The organism is Formosa sejongensis (genome assembly GCF_033447105.1).
In the GTDB taxonomy this organism is placed as follows: Bacteria; Bacteroidota; Bacteroidia; order Flavobacteriales; family Flavobacteriaceae; genus Formosa.
This window is the reverse complement of record NZ_JAWQUN010000007.1, coordinates 1-22,059: the sequence shown is the minus strand read 5'-3', so window position 1 is coordinate 22,059 and position 22,059 is coordinate 1. Positions and strand designations below refer to the sequence as shown.

21 protein-coding genes, 1 tRNA gene and 1 pseudogene are annotated in these 22,059 nt (G+C 30.7%); 9 read left to right on the top strand and 14 right to left on the bottom strand.

The genetic code is table 11. The annotated features are described in order from the left end of the window. Positions 1–118 precede the first annotated feature (118 nt). Positions 119–1,048 carry an SPFH domain-containing protein gene (locus R6X41_RS09085; protein WP_318499491.1) on the top strand — a complete coding sequence of 310 codons (930 nt, stop codon included), beginning with the start codon at positions 119–121 and terminating at the stop codon, positions 1,046–1,048. A 139-nt stretch (positions 1,049–1,187) separates the two neighbouring features. Here R6X41_RS09085 and R6X41_RS09080 read toward each other — a convergent pair whose 3' ends face one another. The 5 genes from R6X41_RS09080 to R6X41_RS09060 all read right to left on the bottom strand — a co-directional run bounded on the left by R6X41_RS09080 (position 1,188) and on the right by R6X41_RS09060 (position 7,344). Beyond that, entirely contained in the window at positions 1,188–1,499 is a 312-nt protein-coding gene (locus R6X41_RS09080) for a hypothetical protein (RefSeq protein WP_318499489.1), read from the bottom strand. Positions 1,500–1,604: 105 nt separating this feature from the next. Then, positions 1,605–2,237 carry a response regulator transcription factor gene (locus R6X41_RS09075; protein WP_318499487.1) on the bottom strand — a complete coding sequence of 211 codons (633 nt, stop codon included), beginning with the start codon at positions 2,235–2,237 and terminating at the stop codon, positions 1,605–1,607. Next, positions 2,234–3,853, bottom strand: coding sequence for a sensor histidine kinase (locus R6X41_RS09070; protein ID WP_318499485.1), 1,620 nt, complete (start codon positions 3,851–3,853; stop codon positions 2,234–2,236). Before R6X41_RS09070 ends, R6X41_RS09075 begins: the two co-directional genes overlap by 4 nt. Before the next feature lie 35 nt (positions 3,854–3,888). Further along, complete coding sequence (lplA, locus tag R6X41_RS09065; protein WP_318499483.1) at positions 3,889–4,914, bottom strand: lipoate--protein ligase; 1,026 nt, start codon at positions 4,912–4,914, stop codon at positions 3,889–3,891. A 138-nt stretch (positions 4,915–5,052) separates the two neighbouring features. Continuing rightward, positions 5,053–7,344: a glutamate--tRNA ligase family protein gene (locus R6X41_RS09060; RefSeq protein WP_318499481.1), complete on the bottom strand. Its 2,292-nt coding sequence runs from the start codon at positions 7,342–7,344 to the stop codon at positions 5,053–5,055. A 133-nt stretch (positions 7,345–7,477) separates the two neighbouring features. Here R6X41_RS09060 and folB point away from each other — a divergent pair, with 133 nt between their 5' ends. Both folB and R6X41_RS09050 read left to right on the top strand, forming a co-directional pair. Continuing rightward, positions 7,478–7,840 carry a dihydroneopterin aldolase gene (gene folB / locus R6X41_RS09055; protein WP_318499479.1) on the top strand — a complete coding sequence of 121 codons (363 nt, stop codon included), beginning with the start codon at positions 7,478–7,480 and terminating at the stop codon, positions 7,838–7,840. A gap of 53 nt (positions 7,841–7,893) precedes the next feature. Beyond that, positions 7,894–7,964 (top strand) — tRNA-Cys (locus R6X41_RS09050). Positions 7,965–8,010: 46 nt separating this feature from the next. Here R6X41_RS09050 and R6X41_RS09045 read toward each other — a convergent pair. Then, positions 8,011–8,475 (bottom strand): Lrp/AsnC family transcriptional regulator, encoded by a 465-nt coding sequence (locus R6X41_RS09045; protein ID WP_318499477.1) that lies wholly within the window; start codon positions 8,473–8,475, stop codon positions 8,011–8,013. A 167-nt stretch (positions 8,476–8,642) separates the two neighbouring features. Here R6X41_RS09045 and metE point away from each other — a divergent pair, with 167 nt between their 5' ends. Further along, positions 8,643–10,952: a 5-methyltetrahydropteroyltriglutamate--homocysteine S-methyltransferase gene (metE, locus tag R6X41_RS09040; protein ID WP_318499475.1), complete on the top strand. Its 2,310-nt coding sequence runs from the start codon at positions 8,643–8,645 to the stop codon at positions 10,950–10,952. Positions 10,953–11,005: 53 nt separating this feature from the next. Here metE and R6X41_RS09035 read toward each other — a convergent pair whose 3' ends face one another. The 3 genes from R6X41_RS09035 to rnr all read right to left on the bottom strand — a co-directional run bounded on the left by R6X41_RS09035 (position 11,006) and on the right by rnr (position 14,739). Next, positions 11,006–11,686, bottom strand: a complete 681-nt coding sequence (locus R6X41_RS09035) for a LysE family translocator (protein WP_318499473.1) — start codon at positions 11,684–11,686, stop codon at positions 11,006–11,008. A 42-nt stretch (positions 11,687–11,728) separates the two neighbouring features. Beyond that, the gene (locus R6X41_RS09030) at positions 11,729–12,403 is read right to left on the bottom strand and encodes a head GIN domain-containing protein (protein ID WP_318499471.1); all 675 of its coding nucleotides are present in this window, start codon (positions 12,401–12,403) and stop codon (positions 11,729–11,731) included. A gap of 146 nt (positions 12,404–12,549) precedes the next feature. Next, the gene (gene rnr, locus R6X41_RS09025; RefSeq protein ID WP_318499468.1) at positions 12,550–14,739 is read right to left on the bottom strand and encodes a ribonuclease R; all 2,190 of its coding nucleotides are present in this window, start codon (positions 14,737–14,739) and stop codon (positions 12,550–12,552) included. A 726-nt stretch (positions 14,740–15,465) separates the two neighbouring features. Between rnr and rpiB the strand changes: the two genes are divergently transcribed. From rpiB to R6X41_RS09000, 5 genes are read left to right on the top strand one after another with little or no spacing between them, the layout of a single operon-like run. Then, positions 15,466–15,900, top strand: a complete 435-nt coding sequence (gene rpiB / locus R6X41_RS09020; RefSeq protein WP_318499466.1) for a ribose 5-phosphate isomerase B — start codon at positions 15,466–15,468, stop codon at positions 15,898–15,900. After that, positions 15,901–16,812: a cation diffusion facilitator family transporter gene (locus R6X41_RS09015; protein ID WP_318499464.1), complete on the top strand. Its 912-nt coding sequence runs from the start codon at positions 15,901–15,903 to the stop codon at positions 16,810–16,812. Continuing rightward, positions 16,813–17,034 carry a hypothetical protein gene (locus R6X41_RS09010; protein WP_318499462.1) on the top strand — a complete coding sequence of 74 codons (222 nt, stop codon included), beginning with the start codon at positions 16,813–16,815 and terminating at the stop codon, positions 17,032–17,034. A 33-nt stretch (positions 17,035–17,067) separates the two neighbouring features. Further along, positions 17,068–17,244, top strand: coding sequence for a hypothetical protein (locus R6X41_RS09005; protein WP_318499460.1), 177 nt, complete (start codon positions 17,068–17,070; stop codon positions 17,242–17,244). Positions 17,245–17,246: 2 nt separating this feature from the next. Then, complete coding sequence (locus tag R6X41_RS09000) at positions 17,247–17,693, top strand: GNAT family N-acetyltransferase (protein ID WP_318499458.1); 447 nt, start codon at positions 17,247–17,249, stop codon at positions 17,691–17,693. Here the strand turns inward: R6X41_RS09000 and R6X41_RS08995 are convergent, their stop codons facing one another. The 5 genes and pseudogenes from R6X41_RS08995 to R6X41_RS08975 form a co-directional block, all read right to left on the bottom strand. Continuing rightward, positions 17,694–19,331: a S41 family peptidase gene (locus tag R6X41_RS08995; RefSeq protein ID WP_318499456.1), complete on the bottom strand. Its 1,638-nt coding sequence runs from the start codon at positions 19,329–19,331 to the stop codon at positions 17,694–17,696. It abuts the gene before it with no gap. A 43-nt stretch (positions 19,332–19,374) separates the two neighbouring features. Next, on the bottom strand, positions 19,375–19,755 hold the full coding sequence (rnpA, locus tag R6X41_RS08990; RefSeq protein ID WP_318499454.1) for a ribonuclease P protein component: 381 nt from the start codon (positions 19,753–19,755) through the stop codon (positions 19,375–19,377). Positions 19,756–19,758: 3 nt separating this feature from the next. Continuing rightward, complete coding sequence (pncA, locus tag R6X41_RS08985; RefSeq protein WP_318499452.1) at positions 19,759–20,364, bottom strand: bifunctional nicotinamidase/pyrazinamidase; 606 nt, start codon at positions 20,362–20,364, stop codon at positions 19,759–19,761. Continuing rightward, the gene (locus R6X41_RS08980) at positions 20,364–21,770 is read right to left on the bottom strand and encodes a nicotinate phosphoribosyltransferase (RefSeq protein WP_318499451.1); all 1,407 of its coding nucleotides are present in this window, start codon (positions 21,768–21,770) and stop codon (positions 20,364–20,366) included. The genes pncA and R6X41_RS08980 overlap by 1 nt, the downstream gene beginning before the upstream one ends. A gap of 179 nt (positions 21,771–21,949) precedes the next feature. After that, positions 21,950–22,059: pseudogene (locus R6X41_RS08975) on the bottom strand (IS1595 family transposase); the annotation flags it as partial.

Below are 22,059 nucleotides of genomic sequence, written 5' to 3'. Positions count from 1 at the left end.
CTAACCGTTTATCTAACATTTAGTCTAAAAAAATAGTTTAAAACAGCTTATTATTATCACAATCAAAATATATAGACTAAATTTAGAGTTGGATTTTACTAACTCTAAAAACATTTATATGTCTGTTTTATTTATTCCTATTATATTCTTTGTTCTAATTATTTTGTTCCTTTCATTTTTTACAGTGAAACAGCAATCTGCTGCTATTATAGAGCGTTTTGGAAAATTTCTAAGTATTCGCCATTCTGGTTTACAAATGAAAATCCCTTTCGTTGATCGTATTGCTGGCCGAATGAGTTTAAAAATTCAGCAATTGGATGTTATTGTAGAAACCAAAACTCGAGATGATGTATTTGTTCGTTTAAAAATATCGGTTCAGTTTAAAGTCATTCCAGAAAAAGTCTATGATGCTTTTTACAAATTAGATTATGCACACGATCAAATTACTTCTTATGTATTTGATGTGGTTCGTGCCGAAGTTCCAAAAATGAAATTAGATGATGTTTTTGTTAAGAAAGATGATATTGCTATCGCAGTAAAAACAGAACTTAACGATGCCATGGCAGATTATGGTTACGACATTATAAAAACGTTAGTTACAGACATTGATCCGGATGCGCAGGTTAAAGAGGCGATGAACCGTATTAATGCTTCCGAACGTGAGAAAATTGCAGCTCAGTTTGAAGGTGATGCACAACGTATTTTAATCGTTGAGAAAGCAAAAGCTGAAGCAGAAAGTAAACGTTTACAAGGACAAGGTATTGCAGACCAACGTCGTGAAATTGCTCGTGGATTAGAAGAATCTGTTGAAGTTTTAAATCGTGTGGGAATCAATTCTCAAGAAGCTTCTGCTTTAATTGTAGTAACTCAACATTACGATACATTACAATCTTTAGGTGAAGAAACAAATAGTAACTTAATTTTATTACCTAATTCTCCACAAACAGGAAGTAATATGTTAAACGATATGGTTGCAAGTTTTGTAGCAAGTAACCAAATTGGTGAAGCGATGAAAGAGCAAAAAAAGAATCCTAAAAAGTTAGAATAATTTAAGATATCAACTCAACAATTAAACTATAATATTTAATATTAAAAGAGCCCTAACAAATTTGTTAAGGCTCTTTTTTTTAACTAATAAATTCACATTACATTTCTAAAACTGAAATACTTTTAAAATCATATTTATATTATTCAGCGTTGTTACGCCATGGCTTGTAATTTTTATAAGCTGGCCCTGTTAATTTAGAACGTTCTGAACCCATTTCTATAACTGCATATGTTTTTTCAGAATCCGTGCGATCCCATGCTTTTCTATTTTTAAATTCTGGTCCTGTTACTTGCTTTTTATTAGCTTCTACCAGCATTACTGTAGGTTGACTTTCATGTTTCCATGATTTGTAATTTTTGTATTCTGGTCCAGTTAAATCACTTTTATCTTGTGCAAATACAACTGTTGTAGAACCTAAAATTAAAGCTAGTATAAGAGATATATTTTTCATGTCGTGTTATGTTTTTCTGTTTGATACAAAATTAAACACAACACTAGGTGTTTACAGGTCGTAAAAACCACGTAATCGGTATCCGTATAAATACGGATAAACGTTTTAAATTAAATTAATCTCGGTTGCTTTTTTTATAAGCTCTGCAGTATTTTTCACATCTAATTTTTTTAAAGTATTAGCGCGATGGGTTTCAATTGTTCGTGTACTTACAAATAACTTTGCGGCAATTTCTTTGGTAGTTAAACCCTCGGAAATTAAACCCAAAACTTCCTTTTCTTTATTAGAAATTATGTTTTCACTAACCTTATGCTCCGACATAAAATTTATCATCTTTTCGGAGATCGTTGGACTAAAATATTTCTTGCCTTGACTTACTATTCTAATCACCTTAATTAATTCATCTTCATCTGTATTTTTAAGCAAATATCCATACGCTCCTGCTTTAGCACTTTTAGCAATATAATTACCATCGTCATGCATAGAAATAATGATGGGTTTAATAGAAGGATTTATATTTTTAAGTGCTTTTAAAACTTCAAAACCATCCATATTTGGCATAGTAAGATCTAGTAAAACAATACTTGTATCTTTTAACTTTTCGATAGCTTCCATAAAAAGTAAACCATCGCCTACCGATGCCAAAACTTCTATATCTTCATGCTTATTTAGAAGTTCTTTTAAACCGTTTCTAAAAAGCTCATGATCGTCTGCAATTATAATTTTTATTTTATTCATAACTCAATAGGTAATTCAATTTCAACTGTAGTATTTCCGGGTTCTGACTGTATCTGAATCTGTCCATTACAAATGTCTACGCGCTCTTTTATATTGGTAATTCCAGAACCTAATTTTACTTTTTTTAAATCAAAACCTATACCGTCGTCAAAGTAAAAAAGAGAAATAAAATCGTCAAATTCAGAAAGTGAAATTCTAATGTTTTTAGCAGTAGAATGTTTCAATGCATTATTAACTAACTCCTGTCCTATTCTAAATATATTTATAGCTTGATTTTTAGTTATTTTACTAGTATTTTCTTGAGTTAAATCTTCGAATTCAATCGAAATTCCAGAGGTCTTTTTAAACGTATTTACAAAATTAGTTAAGGCTACACCTATTCCAAAATCATCTATTGTTGATGGCATTAAAGCATTAGACATTAATCGAATTTCTGAAATGGTTCCGTCTAAAATCCGTATCATTTCTAACTTCTTATTTTTATCTTGTATATGGTTTTCAATATAAAATTTTAAAGCTGTTAATAACGGACCAATACCATCATGAAGTTCTCTAGACAATCGGCGTCTTTCATTTTCCAAACCATCTACCAATTGTCGTTTGGTGTTAATACTATTTTTATTTTCTTTATTTCTAAATTCTATAAGTTTATCCCTCATTTTAATGAGACTTTTACCCAAAACATCGTGCTCACTTTTTGGAGCATAATCTGAATTAAGATTCATTTTACCTAATTCTTTTGAGAAATTTACAGCACCTTGTAACGATTTTTTAAAATTATCCAGTGCTTCAAACATGTCTTTAATCTCACTCGGATTTTTAACAAATTTCTTCTTTTCGTTATAGTCCCCTCCAGACATTATTTTTAAGCTTTTACCCATACTAGCAATAGGATTTGTAATAATGCGCGTTAAAAAAAGTGATAAAATGATGGCGAAAATCATAATTAAGATGGTAAGACCTAATAATTTTGATCTCAGTTGTGCTAAAGGCGCCCTAACTTCACTTTTATCTATTTCTGAAAGTATGGCTAATTTAAGATGAGAGATGTTAATCGGACTATAAACACTATAGACTTCAATGCCACGATAATCTTTTAAAACGCCTCTCCCAATTTTACCAGATAATGCATCTGTAACACCTTGGGTTTTAATCTCTATAGTCGAAGGTGTTTCTTGTGGTAAAGATCTAGATTGGGATCTTAAATAAAAATCTGAACCGACTAAATAGGACTCTCCACTACTCCCCATTCCTGCACGTTCTAATAAAATTTCATTAATTTTATTATAGTCTATAATTTTAACTTTCGGTAGCCCATTTATTTCAGAAACCAAACCAATTGAAGTAATACCATCGGGTTGATATATTGTTAAATCATAAATTCCAGGTATATTTAATACGTCTTTAGGAATACTAAAATTGAGTGAATCTAGAGTAGATGAATCCGTCTTATTTTCATTTAAAAATGTATTCCATTCCGTGTTAATTAAATCTTCTACTTGAATCTGTTTTAATGTTTTTACAGAATTTAATTGCAATAATATTCTATCGTCTAAAACTTTTGAAAACTCATTATAAAACGTAACAGATAGCATGAGTATAACTAAAAATATCACGCTATTTATTATGATTAATATTAAGGCTCTTAGGTTCATAAATTAACCGTTGTAGTATCTAAATCATCATTACCATAAATCATAGTAATAAATTCATTTTTATCAATCGCTCCAAAATACTCCGTCAAATCAATATCTTTTAAAGCATTTTTTATAGCTATTTCCTCATAAGGCAGTCCAATTAAAATCGCTGAGAGTTCTTCAACCGAATTTTTTCCGAAGAAATCTCCAAATACGGTAAATTCAGCAATGTGTCCTTTTTCCACAAAAATTCTCAAATCAATTTCTCCTATAGCAAAACGTTTTGTACGCTGAATATTAAACTTAGGCGAACGTCCGTAATTCCAATTCCAATCGTCATATTTATCTGCTTTTAATTTTGCAATACCTTCACGATCGGCTTCAGTAAATTCATAAGTTTTAAAATTTTTATCGTTCACATATAAACCTTCTAAAATCAAACTTCTAAACGCTTCAATAGTTAACGGTTCATCTAAAAAATCACTAATATTAGCAACACGACTTCTAACCGATTTATGACCTTTGGATTGAATTTTACTCATCTTAACTTGCAAGGCATTCGCGACTTCATTTAAGTCGGTACTTAACAATAACGTTCCATGACTAAACATGCGTTTTCCTGTTGTAAATTGAGCGGTTCCAGATACTTTTTTTCCATCGATTAAAATGTCATTTCTTCCAATAAGTTCGGCTTCAATATTAAAGTTTTTCAACACTTCAATAACGGGTGCAGTAAATTTTTTAAAATTATGCATACTGCTATTATCGTGCTTCGTAATAAAACTAAAATTTAGATTTCCTAAATCATGATAAACAGCTCCTCCTCCACTAATGCGGCGCACCACATGAATACCTTTTTCAGTAATATAATCTTGATTAATTTCTTCTAATGTATTTTGATTTCGACCAATAATTATTGAAGGTTCATTAATGTAGAATAACAAATAATCTGTTTCAGTATCAAAATGTCGCAATGCATATTCCTCTAATGCTAAATTTAAATGCGGATCTGTAATTCCTTCATTATCTATAAAAACCATACTTAAAATTTTAAAAACGTGTTTTACAAAAATACTTAGAATAGATTAAAATATCCCATAAGAGTTCCTAACAATTGGACATAAAAAAAGCCTTGAAATATTTATTATTTCAAGGCTTTAGGTAGTATTGTATATTGATTATAAATCGGAAGCTTCGGCTACTAAAAGTTCATTACTATCTTCTAATCCTTTTTCTATAAATTCGTTAACGGCATCATTACGTTCTAAGCCGTTTTTAAGCAGTACATTTAACGTTAACATCGCAGCGATACGTGTACCTACTTTTTTAGCGGCAGTTCCAAATAAAGGCTCTAATTCGTCGTAAGACACATTTTCTGCCAATTCAAAAATATCAGCTTTAATTTTTTCGCGTTTTTCATCTGGCAGATTGGTATATTTTTTACCAAATTGCTGAATAACATCAATCGCTTTACGTTGCGGCTGATTCGATTTTGGTTTGTTCTGATTCTGGTTTTGATTCGCTTCAGTTTTCGGCTTTTCTTTAATCCAAGAATCACGTAAACCAACCGTTTTGTTAAAAATTATTTTTTCAGCAGAACTATCTTTATCAACATTAAAATACCCTAAACGTTGAAACTGAAAACGGTCTCCAACATGAGCTTCTGTTAAACTCGGTTCTACATAAGCGGTGATTAATTTTAACGATTCTGGATTTACAAAATCCATAAAGCTTTTATCGGCATGACTATCTGGAGATTCATCCATAAATAATCTGTCGTATTCTCTAACCTCAGCTGTAACGGCATGTTTTATAGATACCCAATGCAAGGTTCCTTTTACTTTTCTTAAACTCGCTTCTGTCCCACTTCCACTTAGAGTTTCAGGATCGTAACTCACATGAATTTCGGTAATGTTACCGTTTTCATCTTTAACTACACGCTCTCCTTTTATAATATATGCATTTTTTAAACGCACTTCTTTTCCCAAAGTCAAACGGAAATATTTACTATTTGCACGTTCTTGAAAATCGTCACGTTCGATATATAATTCACGAGAAAAAGGTACTTGTCTAAATCCAGCGCTATCATCTTCCTGATTATTTTCTGCTTCTAACCATTCTTCTTTATCTTCAGGATAATTAGTAACTACCAATTTTACAGGATCTAAAACAGCCATAACACGAGGTGCTGTTTTGTTTAGATCTTCACGAATACAGAATTCTAAAAGCGAAACATCGATTACATTTTCACGTTTTGCAACTCCAACAGTTTCTACAAATTTATTGATAGCAGTTGGCGTATAACCACGACGACGTAAACCAGAAATAGTTGGCATACGCGGATCGTCCCAACCGTTTACCACACCATCTTCTACCAATTGCAACAACTTACGCTTACTCATAATGGTATAACTTAAATTTAAACGTGCAAATTCGCGTTGTTTAGGTAAAATTTTAAGTTTTTTAATTAATTTAGTTAAAAGCTCTCTAGAAAGATCATTATTTTCGTCGCTTGAATTTAAAACTTTATTTTTAAATTCTTCAATTATTCTATTGGATGTAATTTTACCAATACCAGTTATTTTTATAAAACAATCAACTTTATTATTTTTTATTGCATTCCAAAAATCATCTGCAGAAATTTTAGAAATAACATTATATGCTCTTTCATCTCCAATCCGAGGAATACCTTTCAAAATTTTATACACTAATTGATTATTAGAAATTACAACTTGCTTAATAAACCAATCGTAAAGCTCTCTGTGAGGTTTAAATTCTAGCGAACATAAACTATGTGATACTTGTTCTAAATAGTCACTTTCACCATGCGTCCAGTCGTACATTGGGTAAATACACCAAGTATCTCCTGTACGGTGATGCGATTTCTTTAAAATTCTATAAATAATAGGATCACGCATTAACATATTTACATGTTGCATATCTATTTTAGCACGTAAAATATGTTCGCCTTCGTTAAATTCTCCCGCTTTCATACGGTTGAATAAATCTAGGTTTTCTTCTACAGTACGATCTCTAAACGGACCATCTACACCAGGTTGTGTTGGTGTTCCTTTTTGTTCGGCCATAGCTTCAGACGATTGCGAATCGACATACGCTTTACCATCTTTTATAAGTTGAACCGCCCAATCGAATAACTGCTGAAAATAATCTGAAGAATAGACTTCTTTATCCCATTTGTAACCTAACCAAGACACATCTTCTTTAATCGCGTCTACATATTCCTGCTCTTCTTTAGCTGGATTTGTATCGTCGAAACGCAGGTTTACAGGCGCATTATAACGCTCCCCTAAACCAAAACTAATTCCGATGGCTTTTGTATGACCAATATGTAAATACCCATTAGGTTCTGGTGGAAAACGAAAACGTAATTTATCTTGAGATATTTCTGTTTTTAAATCGTTTTCTATAATATGTTCAATAAAATTGAGTGATTTTGTTTCTTCAGACATAAGTGATATGAATACCTATTAAAAATAAAGCGCGAAATTAATGAAATATCCGCTTGCTTACTATTAATCTAAGAGATAATGATTAATTTTATAAAAATTTTTAATCCACAAAATATCATTTATTTATAAGCTTATGGGCATTATAAAAGTAGAAAACATTAGAATTTTCGCGAATCACGGTTGTTTAACCGAAGAAACTAAAATAGGAAGTGATTACCGGGTAGATTTGGTTATAAAAGCCAATTTACAAGCATCGGCAGTATCAGATAACTTGGCTGATACTGTAGATTATGTATTTTTAAATCGGATAGTTAGAGAAGAAATGAAAATCCCTTCTTACCTTCTTGAAACTGTAGCTAAACGTATATTGGTTAGAATTTTAAAAGAAAATAAACAGATAGACAAAGCGAACATTAGCGTTAGTAAATTAAACCCTCCTATAGGTGGAGATGTAGAAATGGTGACTATAAAAATGACGGAGAAAAGAAAAAAGTAAAAGTATATAGCTTACAATCGTAATTTTTTATACCTTTGCAATCCGTTAATTACGGCGTCGTGGCCGAGTGGCTAGGCAGAGGTCTGCAAAACCTTGTACAGCGGTTCGAATCCGCTCGACGCCTCTTCAAAACCTTCAAGTTTACTTGGAGGTTTTTTTATGCCTAATTTTTAATCTATTGGAATATCGTAACTGTGTTTAATCTCGCCCATTACAAAGGTTGTATGTGCACTTCCTATATTTTCTATCGAGCCTAAACTATTTAAAACAAAATCTTGATAATGCTTCATATCTTCTACAATAACCTTTAATAAGAAATCGAAATCGCCAGATGTATTGTAGCATTCTGTAACTTCCTTTAAAGATTTTATGTCGTGAACAAATTTGTTACCTATAATTTTTGTGTGCTCTTTTAAACGAATACTACAAAAAGCTATTAAAGATTTATTTAATTTATCGCCATCTAAAACAGCAACATATTTTTTAATATAGCCTTCATTTTCTAATTTTTTAATACGTTCAAAAACTGGAGTTGCAGATAGATTAACTTGCTTAGCTAACTCTTTTGTAGTCACATTAGAGTTTTCTTGAAGTAATTTTAATAGCTGTATATCTGTAGTGTCTAAGTGATGCATAGTGTTTTATTCTGTGAAGCTTATTTAATCGATAATTAAAAAGATAAAAAAAATATTATTTTATACTATTAAAGGTTTATAATCCTATTTTTTAAAAGATTAAAGATAATAAGAATGTATTTATAATTTTGAAAAGATTTTAAAACTAATTAAAAAACTTGAAAATTATGAAAACGAACCTCTTAGGATATCCCAGAATTGGAAGTAAAAGGGAACTTAAAAAATCTTCTGAAGCCTATTGGAAACATGAAATATCGTTAGAAAATCATTTGCAAAATGCTGCTAAAATTAGGCAAGATAATTGGACCTATCAACAGGAGTTAGGTATAGATTTAATTCCGTCTAACGACTTTTCTTTATACGATCAAGTTTTAGATTTAACGCTTACTTTAGGATGTATTCCAGAACGTTACAACTCCATAAAATTAAAAGATAATCCGTTAGATTTATATTACGCCATGGCACGTGGTATACAAAAAGATGGTTTTGATATTACAGCAATGGAAATGACAAAATGGTTCGATACTAATTACCATTACATTGTACCTGAATTTAGTAAAAGTCAGACTTTTGAACTTCTAAATTTAAAAGCTGTAAACGAATTTAAAGAAGCTTTAAATTTAGGTATAAAAACCAAACCAGTATTAATTGGACCGGTTACATTTTTAGTATTAGGAAAAGAAAAAGAATCTGGATTTAATAGGATTGAATTACTAGATAAGTTAATTCCTGTATATTTTCAATTAGTTGAAAAATTAATCGATGCCGGAGCAGAATATATTCAGTTTGACGAACCGTGTTTAAGCACAAATCTATCTGTAAAAGAACAAGAAAGCATTACTAAAACCTATACAAAATTAACAGAAGCATTTCCAAATTTAAAAATAATATTAGCTAATTATTTTGATTGTTATGGCGATAATTTAAAAACGGTTTTAAAACTTCCTGTACACGCATTACATCTGGATTTAGTAAGGTGTCCATTACAATTAGATGATATTTTAAATGCTGAAACATTTAATAAAAAAATCATTTTATCTTTAGGTGTTATTGACGGTAGAAATATTTGGAAAAATGATTTTGAACAAAGTTTAAAACTGATTGAAAAAGCAACAAATATTCTAGGAAAAGATAAAGTTTGGATTTCCTCGTCATGTTCGTTATTACATAGTCCGTTGGATTTAAATTTAGAACAAAAATTACCAACAGATATTAAACAATGGTTAGCGTTTTCAAAACAAAAAGTTGAAGAAATAGTAAGATTAAAATCATTAGTAATTCATCCAAATTCAGATGAAAATATAGCTGAATTAAAAGCTAATAAACTTGCTAATTTAAACAAGAAAACTTCTAAATTAATTCATAACGAATCTGTAAAAAATAGAGTATCTAGATTAACTCCAAAAGATAGTACTAGACGATCCATATTTAAGGAAAGACAAAGTCAACAAAAAAGCATTTTAAATTTACCATTATTTCCAACAACTACAATCGGATCTTTTCCACAAACCAAAGACGTAAGAAGTTGGCGTTCTAAATTTAAAAAAGGTGACATTTCACAAACTGAATACGATCTATTAATTCAGGTTGAAATAGAAGAAACCATTCGTTTTCAAGAAGGTATTGGATTAGATGTTTTAGTACATGGCGAGTTTGAAAGAAACGACATGGTAGAATATTTTGGAGAGCAATTAAATGGATTTGCGTTTACAAATTTTGGTTGGGTACAAAGTTATGGGAGCCGTTGTGTAAAACCACCAATTATTTTTGGAGATGTCTCTAGAGAACACCCAATGACAGTTAACTGGACGGCTTATGCACAATCCTTAACAGATATTCCAGTAAAAGGTATGCTTACAGGTCCAGTAACCATTTTACAGTGGTCTTTTGTACGTAATGACCAGCCAAAATCGACAACATGTAAACAAATCGCTCTAGCCATACGAGATGAAGTCTTAGATTTAGAATCTGCAGGTATTAAAATGATTCAAATAGATGAACCTGCAATTAGAGAAGGATTACCGCTTAGAAAAGAAGATTGGAAAACGTACTTAAATTGGGCTATAGAATCTTTTAAAATTTCGTCTTGTGGTGTAGCAGATAGCACACAAATTCATACACATATGTGCTATGCAGAATTTAATGATATTATTGATAGCGTTGCCGGTTTAGATGCCGATGTGATTACTATTGAAACGTCGCGTTCTAATATGGAATTATTAGATGCTTTTGTAGATTATAAATACCCTAACGAAATTGGTCCTGGCGTGTATGATATACACTCTCCAAGAATACCGAGTTCTGAAGAAATTGAACTCTTACTTAAAAAAGCATGCCAATTATTACCTATAGAACATATTTGGGTGAATCCAGATTGTGGTTTAAAAACAAGAGATTGGCCAGAAACAAAATTAGCACTTACACACTTAGTAAATACGGCTAAAAAATTACGAGCCGAATTCCAGATTGAAGCTTAATAAAAAAGAAATCCAGAGAAATTGTAAACCAAAATCTCTGGATTATTATATGTTTAATTTAACGGATTTATCTGCTCAAATTTCTCTTTTAGAATTTGCTTTTCTTTCGGAAAAAAACCTTGAACTAATAATAAAACTCCGAATCCTAAAATAACAAGTGATACTATTTTTTTTGTTTTAAAAATAATACGAGGCGTTAACTTATTTCTTAGTGCTTTAGCAGCTAATATTTTAAAAATATCGACAATAAAATACACCGCTAAAATGGTTCCTAGAAACACATGAATACCATATACGTTATCAGTCATAGAATTACCAATTACAATAAAACTTAACCACCCAAACAAGACTCCTACATTTATGAAATTTAGTAAAAAACCCTTCATAAAGAGTTTACCATAATTTCTTTGAAGTTCTATACGATGGTATTCCCGTAAAATAGTTCTAAAGGATTTTTGTGCTTTTACAAAAGATATTAATCCATAAGCGATAAGTAAAATACCCCCAAAAATAATAAAATTAGGATCTCCTTTAACGTGTTCTAAAATATGGCTTGTACTATAAAATGCAACAATTATAAAAAATAAATCGGCTAAAATAACACCTAAATCAAAAATAAGAGCGCTTGTAAACCCCTTTGTAGCACTTGTTTCCAGTAATACAAAAAAAACTGGGCCAATAGTAAAGGATAACAATATTCCGAAAGGAATTGCTCTTAAAATGTCTTCTAACATATCACGCGATCTCTATCGCAAATTTAGTAAAACTTAAGGGAATTAGTCCACTCTTAAAATTCTTCCTCCTAATACTTTGTTTTCAGTAATGGTTTCTGGATTTCCGTAAACATATACATCGCCTCCAGCACGGATTGTAATATCTAATTCTTTAGATGTTTTAACATGTGCTTCGCCAGCCGCCTGAACAGTTACTTTAGACGTTTCAGATTCTAATAATTGCCCATTATAAATACCACCAGTTAAAATACTTATTTGTTCATTCTTTGCAGTTCCTTGTGTTGTAATATTACCACCTGTAATGGATTTTACTACTACGAACGATACATTAAGTGGAATATCTATTTTTGCGCCCTCCTGAGCTTTTAAATGAATTTCGAATTGTTTAAGAGTGTCTTTAGAAGTTACCATAGAACCTTCATTAACATCTATAGTTCCAATAGAAGTGTAATATATATTTACCTTAGTTTTTTCGCCGTTAAAACTATTATCAATGCTCATTCTAACTTTTAAAGTACCATTTTTATTAACGGTTTCAACTTTATCGGCATTATTACCTGAAATTTCAATTTTGTTAATATCTGATTTTATAAGATTTACCGAGATTAAATCGTAAACTTTAAGTTCTTTAAATTCTCCAACTGTTTTTTCTACTGTTTCTTGTGCATGTATTCCCATTGATAAACATGCTATAAAAAGTACTACTAAATGTTTCATTTTAATAAAAATATAATTGTTATTCATTCTATTTAATTCGTTATAAATTTGATAATCATACTTATAACTCTTATTTTAAAAATTACGTTAGGCTGAAATAAATTCAACATAACGTAATTTTTATATGGTAATAAACGGTTATTTATTTAATCGTTTGGTTTTCCTATCAGATAAAAATCAAGATGTTTTCGTGCTAAATCGGTTTCTTTAACCTTTACGATTACTTCATCTCCTAATTGATACATTTTTTTAGATTCCCGACCAATTATAGCGTACTGACTTTCGTCGAATTCATAATAATCATCTTTTATATCGCGAATTCTAACCATACCTTCGCATTTATTTTCGATAATTTCTACATAAATTCCCCAATCGGTAACTCCTGAAATTACACCCGTAAATTCTTCATCTTTATGATCTTGCATAAAACGAATTTGCATGTATTTAATCGAGTCGCGTTCTGCTTTAGTTGCTAAATATTCCATACTGCTGGAATGTTTACATTTCTCTTCGTAAATAACATCGTTAGCAGATTTTCCATCATCTAAATACAATTGTAATAAACGATGTGCCATAACATCTGGATAACGACGAATTGGCGATGTAAAATGACTATAATAATCGAAAGCCAAACCGTAATGTCCAATATTATGTGTGGTATATTCAGCTTTACTCATAGTACGAATCGCTAAAGTATCGACTAAATTTTGTTCTTTTTTACCTGCAACATCCGATAATAAACCATTTAATGAAGCCGAAATTGTTTTACGATCTTTAAAATCTAATTTATAACCAAATTTAGACACCACATTTTGAAGCGCTTGTAATTTACTTTCGTCTGGTTCGTCGTGTACACGGTACACAAACGTTTTTTCTGGTTTTTTCTTTCCAACAAATTCAGATACTTTTCTGTTAGCCAATAACATAAATTCTTCGATTAATTTATTGGCATCTGCAGATGTTTTAAAGAATACACCTATCGGATTACTTTCTGCATCTAAATTAAATTTTACTTCAACCTTATCGAACGAAATTGCTCCAGAACTCATACGTCTACTACGCATAATTTTTGCTAAATCGTCCATTTTTAAAACGGCATCTGCAATGGTCTGATCTACTAAATATGTTTCACCATTTAATGCTACTTCAGCTGGAATTGTATTGGTTTTACTCTCTATAATCGCTTGTGCTTCTTCGTAAGCAAAACGTGCATCACTGTACGTTACTGTACGACCAAACCATTCATTAACAACTTCAGCTTTATTATTTAATTCAAAAACGGCTGAAAATGTATATTTTTCTTCATGCGGACGTAAAGAACACGCATTATTCGATAAAATTTCTGGAAGCATCGGTACTACTCGATCTACTAAATACACAGAAGTTGCACGTTCGTAAGCTTCATCGTCCAAAATTGTGCCTTCTTTTACGTAATGAGACACATCGGCAATATGAATTCCAATTTCAAAATTTCCATTTTCTAAAACTTCAAAAGATAAGGCATCATCAAAATCTTTAGCATCTTTTGGATCTATCGTAAAAGTTAATACTTTACGCATATCGCGACGCTTCTTAATTTCTTCTTCGGTTATAGACGTATCAATATTATTTGCAAACTCTTCTACTTCTGGAGGAAATTCGTAAGGCAATCCGTAATCTGCAAGAATGGAATGAATTTCGGTATTATGTTCTCCAGGTTTACCTAAAACTTTAAGTATTCTTCCATTTGGAGAATCGGCTTTATCCGGCCAATCTTCAAGACTAACTAGTACTTTATCACCATCTTCTGCCCCATTAATTTTATTTATAGGAACAAAAATATCTTTATACATTTTGTTACCATCTACCACAACAAAAGCATAGTTTTTACTTAGCTGAATAGCTCCAACATACTCTGTTTTAGCACGTTTAATAATAGTAGTAATTTCACCTTCTAACTTTCCATGTTTACGGCGTTTATAAACATATAACTCTACTTCATCCCCATTTAAAGCTTTGTTTATATTATTTGAGGCAATATAAATATCGTCTTCAAATTCATCAGAAATTACATAACCAGCACCTTTAGCAGTTAAATCTAAAATTCCAGTGTGGTATTCGGTGTTAACAACGGCTTTAAATTTACCGCGTTCTACTTCTTCTATTTCTTTTTTAGCAAGTAATTGTTGAAGTGTTTTTATAATTTGATTTCTGCTACTGGCATCATTTACTTCCAATATAGCACCTATTTGTTTATAATTAAAGGTCTTATTACGTTCCTTTCTTAGAATATTTAAAATCGTTTGGGAGAGATTAGAAATTCCTTTTGAAGCTTTGTTCTTTCGCTTTCTTGTCATAATCTACATTTGTATTATAACAAAGCTACATTTTAAAAATTAAATCAATGTTTCTTTATTAAGAAGTTTAACTATTCTTTTAAAATTCAAATCAATTTCAGTTTACAAAAGAGTTATCCACACATATATATATATAATCAGTTTTCTTTTAAAATTTAAAAAAATAAATGGTGCTTATTATAGTCTGTTAATAGCGGTATAACTTTTTTAGGTTTTATTTTGATTCTATTTAGTTTACAAACTGTCTATACGAAGTGAACATCTTGTTAGACTATTAAAGTCTTTATTTTGAAGTGTTTTTATAAGGTTGTTAACAACTGTTGATAACTGATATTTACTTTAAAAGTTTAATAATTAAATTTAAAATTGATGTTTATATGAGTTGATTTTGGGCTAAAAACTTTTCTAAAGAAAATGAGTTAAATTTTAGGTGTGTATTGATTTAAGTTTGGTTGTAAAAATTTCTGAGATTTAAAAGAAAAAGTTTCAAAAAGTAATCAAGAGATATTAACATTTAATTAATACTAAATAGGTTTTTATGAACAATTGTTATGTAAACGTTTATAAATGGTATACTTACTATCAATTTCATAATTAATAAAGGAATGTAAAGTATTTAATTATTAGGCATTTAGGTGGTTTATTAACCATCATTTCGTACATTTACCACTTGTATTATGCAAACTGAATTACATTAAATATAACTAAAAAATAGGGCAATACATTATGAAAATTTCAATTGGAAATGATCACGCAGGAACACAATATAAATTAGAAATCGTAAAACATTTAGAAGCAAAGGGATACGTTGTTAACAACTATGGAACCGATGCTTCAGATAGTGTAGATTATCCAGATTTTGTACATCCTGTAGCAAACGACGTTACTAATAAGACTGTAGATTTTGGAATTATTATCTGCGGAAGTGGAAACGGTGCAAACATGACAGCTAATAAACATCAAGCCGTACGTTCTGCTTTATGTTGGTCTAAAGAAATAGTTGTTTTAGCAAGACAGCATAACGATGCTAATATTTTAAGTATTCCAGCACGTTATACTGCGGTACAACAAGCGATAGAAATGGTAGATGCATTTTTAGAAACTGCTTTCGAAGGCGGACGTCACCAAAACCGAGTAAATAAAATTCCAGTGAGTTGCTAAATGTCTACGTCTATAGACCATAATCACAATCATAATAAGTTAAAAGGTAGAAATTTAATTATTTCTATTTTACTAAATATACTTATTACACTAAGTCAAGCTATTGGAGGATTACTTTCTGGTAGCTTGTCTTTGTTAAGTGATGCATTACATAATTTTACAGATGTTATTTCTTTAATAGTAAGTTATATAGCAAGTAGACTCTCTAAACAAAAAGCATCTAATGTTAGAACCTTTGGCTTTAAACGTGCCGAAATTTTAGCTGCCTTTATTAATGCATCTACTTTAATAATTATTGCATTTTTGTTAATAATTGAAGCTATTAAACGCTTTAAACACCCAGAACCAATAGAATCTAACCTTGTTATTTGGTTATCTATTTTAGGAATTTTGGTTAATGGTTTTAGCGTGTTGTTATTAAAAGGAGATTCTAAATCTAATCTGAATATGCGTAGTGCTTATCTGCATTTATTTACAGATATGATGGCTAGCGTTGCTGTATTAATTGGCGGCTTACTCATGAAATATTTTCAAATGTATTGGGTAGATAGTGTGCTTACTTTTTTAATAGGTTTATATTTGATTTGGGTAGGTTTTGATTTGTTAATAACCTCTACTAAAATGATAATGCTTTTTACGCCTTCTCATATTAATGTGAAAGATGTGGTGAGCGCAATAAATATTTTACCAAAAGTGAATAAATTACATCACGTACACATTTGGAATTTAAATGATGATGAGTTGCATTTAGAAGCACATTTAGATTTTAAAGAAGATATTACATTAACCGAATTTAACGGCATTTTGTTTAAGATAGAAACAATTTTACGTGATAATTTTAATATAAATCATGTAAATATTCAACCCGAGTTTAATAAAGAAGATCCTAAAGAAATTATAGTTCAAGATTAAATGATATTAATAATTTTAAAGCATAAACTAGAGCGGTATTCACTTAGTATACTACTGTTATTTATAAGTGTTTTTGTGTTAACAACTTGCGAGCAAATTTTCGAAAATGTAGCAGAAGATTTGATTCCAGAACCTAAGACGCTTAAAATGGGTTTACTTAATAAGACACCTTATTCTTGGAAAAGAGGAGAAATACGATCTGGGAATACTATTCAGCACTAAGGAAAAACCAATGTTGGTACATTTACAGAGTTCATGCTTTTTAATACGATACATAATGAAGCTGTTATTTTAATTCAAACAGATCAGGAAGTGTTTAGATTTACACCAAAAATGTACCAAGAATCTACAGTAGTAAATGAAGGTACATTTTATTTTGAAGTCAGTTTAACTGATTTAAAAACCTTAGTTATAAAAAGAAAATCCTTTTAATTATGTTAGATATTACCATTAAATTATTTGAAGAATTAACTACAAATGAATTATATGCCTTATTACAATTGCGAAGTGAAGTTTTTGTGGTCGAACAAGATTGTGTGTATCAAGATATAGACGGAAAAGACAATAGAGCACTACACGTTTTAGGTTTTAAAAATTACGAATTGGTAGCATATACTAGGATTTTTACCTCTGGAGATTATTTTGAAAATGCGAGTATTGGTCGTGTAATAGTAAAATCGACCGAACGTTCTCATAAATATGGTTACGATATTATGAATGCTTCAATTCAGGCTATTAGCGATCAGTTTAATGAAACAATAATTAAAATTTCAGCTCAAAAACATTTAGAATATTTTTATAATAACTTAGGATTTGTAGCTGTTTCAGAACCGTATTTAGAAGATGGTATTCCGCATATTAGTATGCTTTTAAAACCTTAACTAATTTAAAAATTTGCTGTAAGTTGTTGCGTTACTTAAAATTTCTGTAGCGCGTTTTATTTCAGGATTATGTGTTTTATAATAATCGTAAACACCTTCTCTATAAGCATAACGTTTTACAATTTCGTCTGTTAATAAACTCGATAATTGTGCTTTATTATCGTCTATACCCTTTATTTTTGAGGCGTTTAGGTTGTTGATAAGTGTGTTGTAATCCTTCTCTATATTATCGTCTAAACCTTCTTTTTCTGCACTTTGAAATGCTTTATATAATGCTTTCTCAGTTTCGGTTTCAAAATTAAAATCGTTACTTTTTAAATATTTTTTGAAGTCAGAAAAATCAGAATCAGTTAATTTAAAATTATCAATATCTTTCATATTTTGATGTGCATAATAGTAAGTAGTTGCATAATCAAAAATAAAGTCTTTCTGTAGTATGGCATTTGTAATGGCAGAATTTTTAGTAATATCTAAAGATTCATCTGGTAAAACACCACCACCATCGAACACTGGTCTGCCATTTTTAGTTTTAAACTCGTGATAATTTTCTTGTGAAATTCGCACCGCATCTCCTTTGTCGTCACGATGCCAATAATCTAAAGCCTGAATACAACGTCCAGAAGGCGTATAATATCTAGAAATAGTTAGTTTTAATTGTGTTCCGTAGGTTAATTGTTTTGGTCGTTGCACTAATCCTTTTCCAAAACTTCTAGAACCAAGTACAACAGCACGATCTAAATCTTGAAGCGTTCCAGCAACAATTTCACTTGCAGATGCACTACGACCGTTTATTAAAATAACTAGAGGTATTTCGACATCTAAAGCTTCTTTTTGTGTGTAATATGTTTTATTGAATTTTTCGACTTTAGATTTGGTAGTCACTACCAATTGGCTTTTCGGAATAAAAATATTCACCACATTTACGGCTTCAGATAATAATCCACCAGGGTTGTCACGTAAATCTAAAATTATATTTTTTGCCCCTTGTGCTTTTAAATCTTTTACAGCATAAGTGGTTTGTGAAGAGGCTTTACTATTAAACTGACTTAATACTATATAACCAGTATTTTCATTAATCATAGAAAAATAAGGCACAGCGGTAATTTCTAATTCTGCCCTATTAATACTGGCTGTATATGTTTCTCCTTGGCGTATATAAGTTACTTCAATAGTAGTTCCAGAAGATCCTTTTAACAAATCGCCTTTATCGTCTTTAAAAGTTTTTAAATCTATAGTTCCAATTTTAATAATCTCGTCTCCAGCTTTTAAACCGGCTTTATCGGCTGGATAATCTTTATAAGGTTCTATGATAACCAATTTATCTTTAAGTGTCTTTACACGTGCTCCAATACCAGTATAATCGCCAGTGTTATTAATTCTAGCAGCTTCCACATCTTGTTCGTTCATAAATGTGGTATAAGGGTCTAAATCCTTCAACATACTTTTTATAGCGGTGTCCATTAAATCGGCAGGATTAGTTTCGTCCACATAATTCATGTTTAGTTCTTTGTAAAGCGTCGTAAATATTTCTATTTGCTTGGCAATTTCAAAAAAATCGTCCTGAAATGCAGTGGTCGAAAAAAATATAGTAACCGCCAAAATAGGAATAAGTATCTTCTTTTTAAGTAATGTTTTCATGTGTAAAACGGTTAATTAAACCACTATTATAAATTGAAAAAAGCTATAAATTTTCAGCTTCAACTTTCGAAAATTTTTCAAATAAGGTAGATATTTTCTTTTCTACAAAATCATAAGTTGGTATGTCTTTACCAAAATACAAAATCATAAACGCATATTGAGACGTAATAGTATCGAAATGTTTATTTTTGTTTAATCGGTAAGCTTCTCGTAATAGGCGTTTTATACGATTTCTATCGACAGCCAATTTAAAATTACGCTTGCTTACAGATACGCCAGTTTGTATGGAAACATTTTCTGTTAAAGCAGTTTTTAAATAGACTAAACGCAACGGATATGCAGACACAGTTTTCCCTTCGGAAAAGAGTTTTTCAATAATAATTTTACTCTTAAGTTTTTCGGTTTTACCGTAAGTTTGCTTCATAAATTAAATGTCGGCACTGTTTAAAATAATTACACCATGTTGTTTTAAATCTAGAATGGCAGTGTTGTAAACTTCTTCAGAAATATAACGTGTAGCATCGGTAATATAATATGTTTTAAATCCTAAAGCTTGTGCATCTTTTGCAGTGAAATACACACAATAGTCTGCTGCTAAACCACAAACATAAACGTTAGTGACCTCCATACTTTTTAAATACGCTGCTAAACCGGTTTGCTGCGTTTTGTTATTATCGAAAAATGCACTGTAACTATCTACGTCTTTATGCATCCCTTTTCTAAAAATGGCAGAAACTGCATGTGTATTTAATTCTGAAGAAAATTCTGCGCCTTTGGTACCTTGTACACAATGATTTGGCCATAATACTTGATCCTGACCTTCTAATTTAATTACATCGAATACCTTTTTATTTTCGTGATTATTGGCAAAACTAGCATGATTTAATGGATGCCAATCTTGGGATGCAACGACAACATCAAATTTAGATTGAATGCTATTTACTAACGGAATAATAGCGTTACCATGTTTTACTGCAAGTGTTCCGCCAGGTAAAAAATCGTTTTGAATATCTACAAGAATAAGTGCTTTCATTACGATTTTAGTTTATCTTTTTTTAATTGATCTCTTAACTGTTCCAATTCTGGACTTAAGCCTACTTTATAGACATGCGGATTTGCAAAACGTTTATGTTCTACAGGTAATTTTGAAAGATTTTCTTCTGCTATTTTAACCAATTCAGTAGTCGATTTTTTTGTATAAACACGTTTCCCATCAACCATAACATCTATTAAAAGCGGTCTAAATGAAGCAGATTCTATAGGCATACGTTTATGTGTTTCAAAGGGGTGTGCCATTGTTTTTGGTGCATCCAAATGGTGTAATGTAATGGCATCTGCAATATAAAGTCCGTCTTCGTTCATATAACGATACACTTGTTTTTTTCCTGGAAAATTCATTTTCTTTAAATTTTCAGAAATTTTTATTCGTGGTGTATTGTTAAAACTACACAATTTATAAACGCCATCTAATGCACCATTTTCCTTACCTACAACAAGGTTTGTTCCTACGCCATAAACATCAATCTGAGCATGTTGTTCTTTTAAACTTCTAATAACATGTTCGTCTAACTGATTGGATGCTGCTATTTTTACATAGTCTAGTCCGGCTTTATCCAATTGCTTTCTAGCAGCCTTAGATAAATATGCTAAATCTCCACTATCTAAACGAATTCCGAGTAATTTTTCACCTCTTGATTCCATTTCTTTGGCCACTATTATGGCATTTGGAACACCGCTTTTTAAAGTATCGTAAGTATCGACTAAAAGTACACAGTTTATAGGTCGTGTTTCTGCAAAATCTCTGAAGGCAGTAAGCTCGTCGTCGTAGCTTTGAATAAAAGCATGAGCCATTGTTCCAGAGACTGGAATGTCGTATAATTTTCCGGCAAGCACATTAGATGTATAATCAAAGCCTCCAATGTAAGCCGATCGCGAGGCCTGAAGCCCAGCAAAACCTTGTGCACGTCGTAAACCAAATTCGGCTAAACTTTTATCCTTTCCAGCAATGTATCTAATTCGACTTGCTTTTGTGGCTATTAAAGATTGAAAATTAAGACAATTTAAAATGAATGTTTCTATAATCTGACATTCAATTATTGATCCGGTTACCGTTAAAATAGGACTAAAAGGAAATATAATTTCACCTTCTTGCATACTTTGAATGTGTCCGGTAAACTTGAATGTTTTTAAGTAATTTATATAATCTGAATCAAAATCTTGTGCCTTTAAATATGTTATATCTTCTTCAGAAAATGCTATGGTTTCTAACCAATCTAAAGCTTCTTCTAATCCGCAGAATAACACGTAACCACCTTCAAAAGGATTTTTTCTAAAGAAGTAATCGAATGTTGCGGTGACTTCGTGTTTCCCTTTTAAAAAATACGATTGACCCATTGCAAGTTGATACAAATCGGTATATAAAGCAGAATTTAAATTCATATTGGCATAATTTTATAATCCGTAATACATTATAATATATTCGTTTATTAGAACATGTTTAAGAGTATTGTTTTAGCACAATTTGCATACAGTTATGTGATGCTAAAACGCATTCAATAAGACCTAAAATTAGGTTGTGAAACAAAACGGAATTGATATAATTTTATAGAGGTCAGTAGTTAGTTACTTATTAATTTAGTTTGATATATTTTATCTCTATCGACCATTTTTGTTATTAAGTTATTGAATATTGTGTTCTTACTTTGCGAACGATTTATTCTAAAACAAA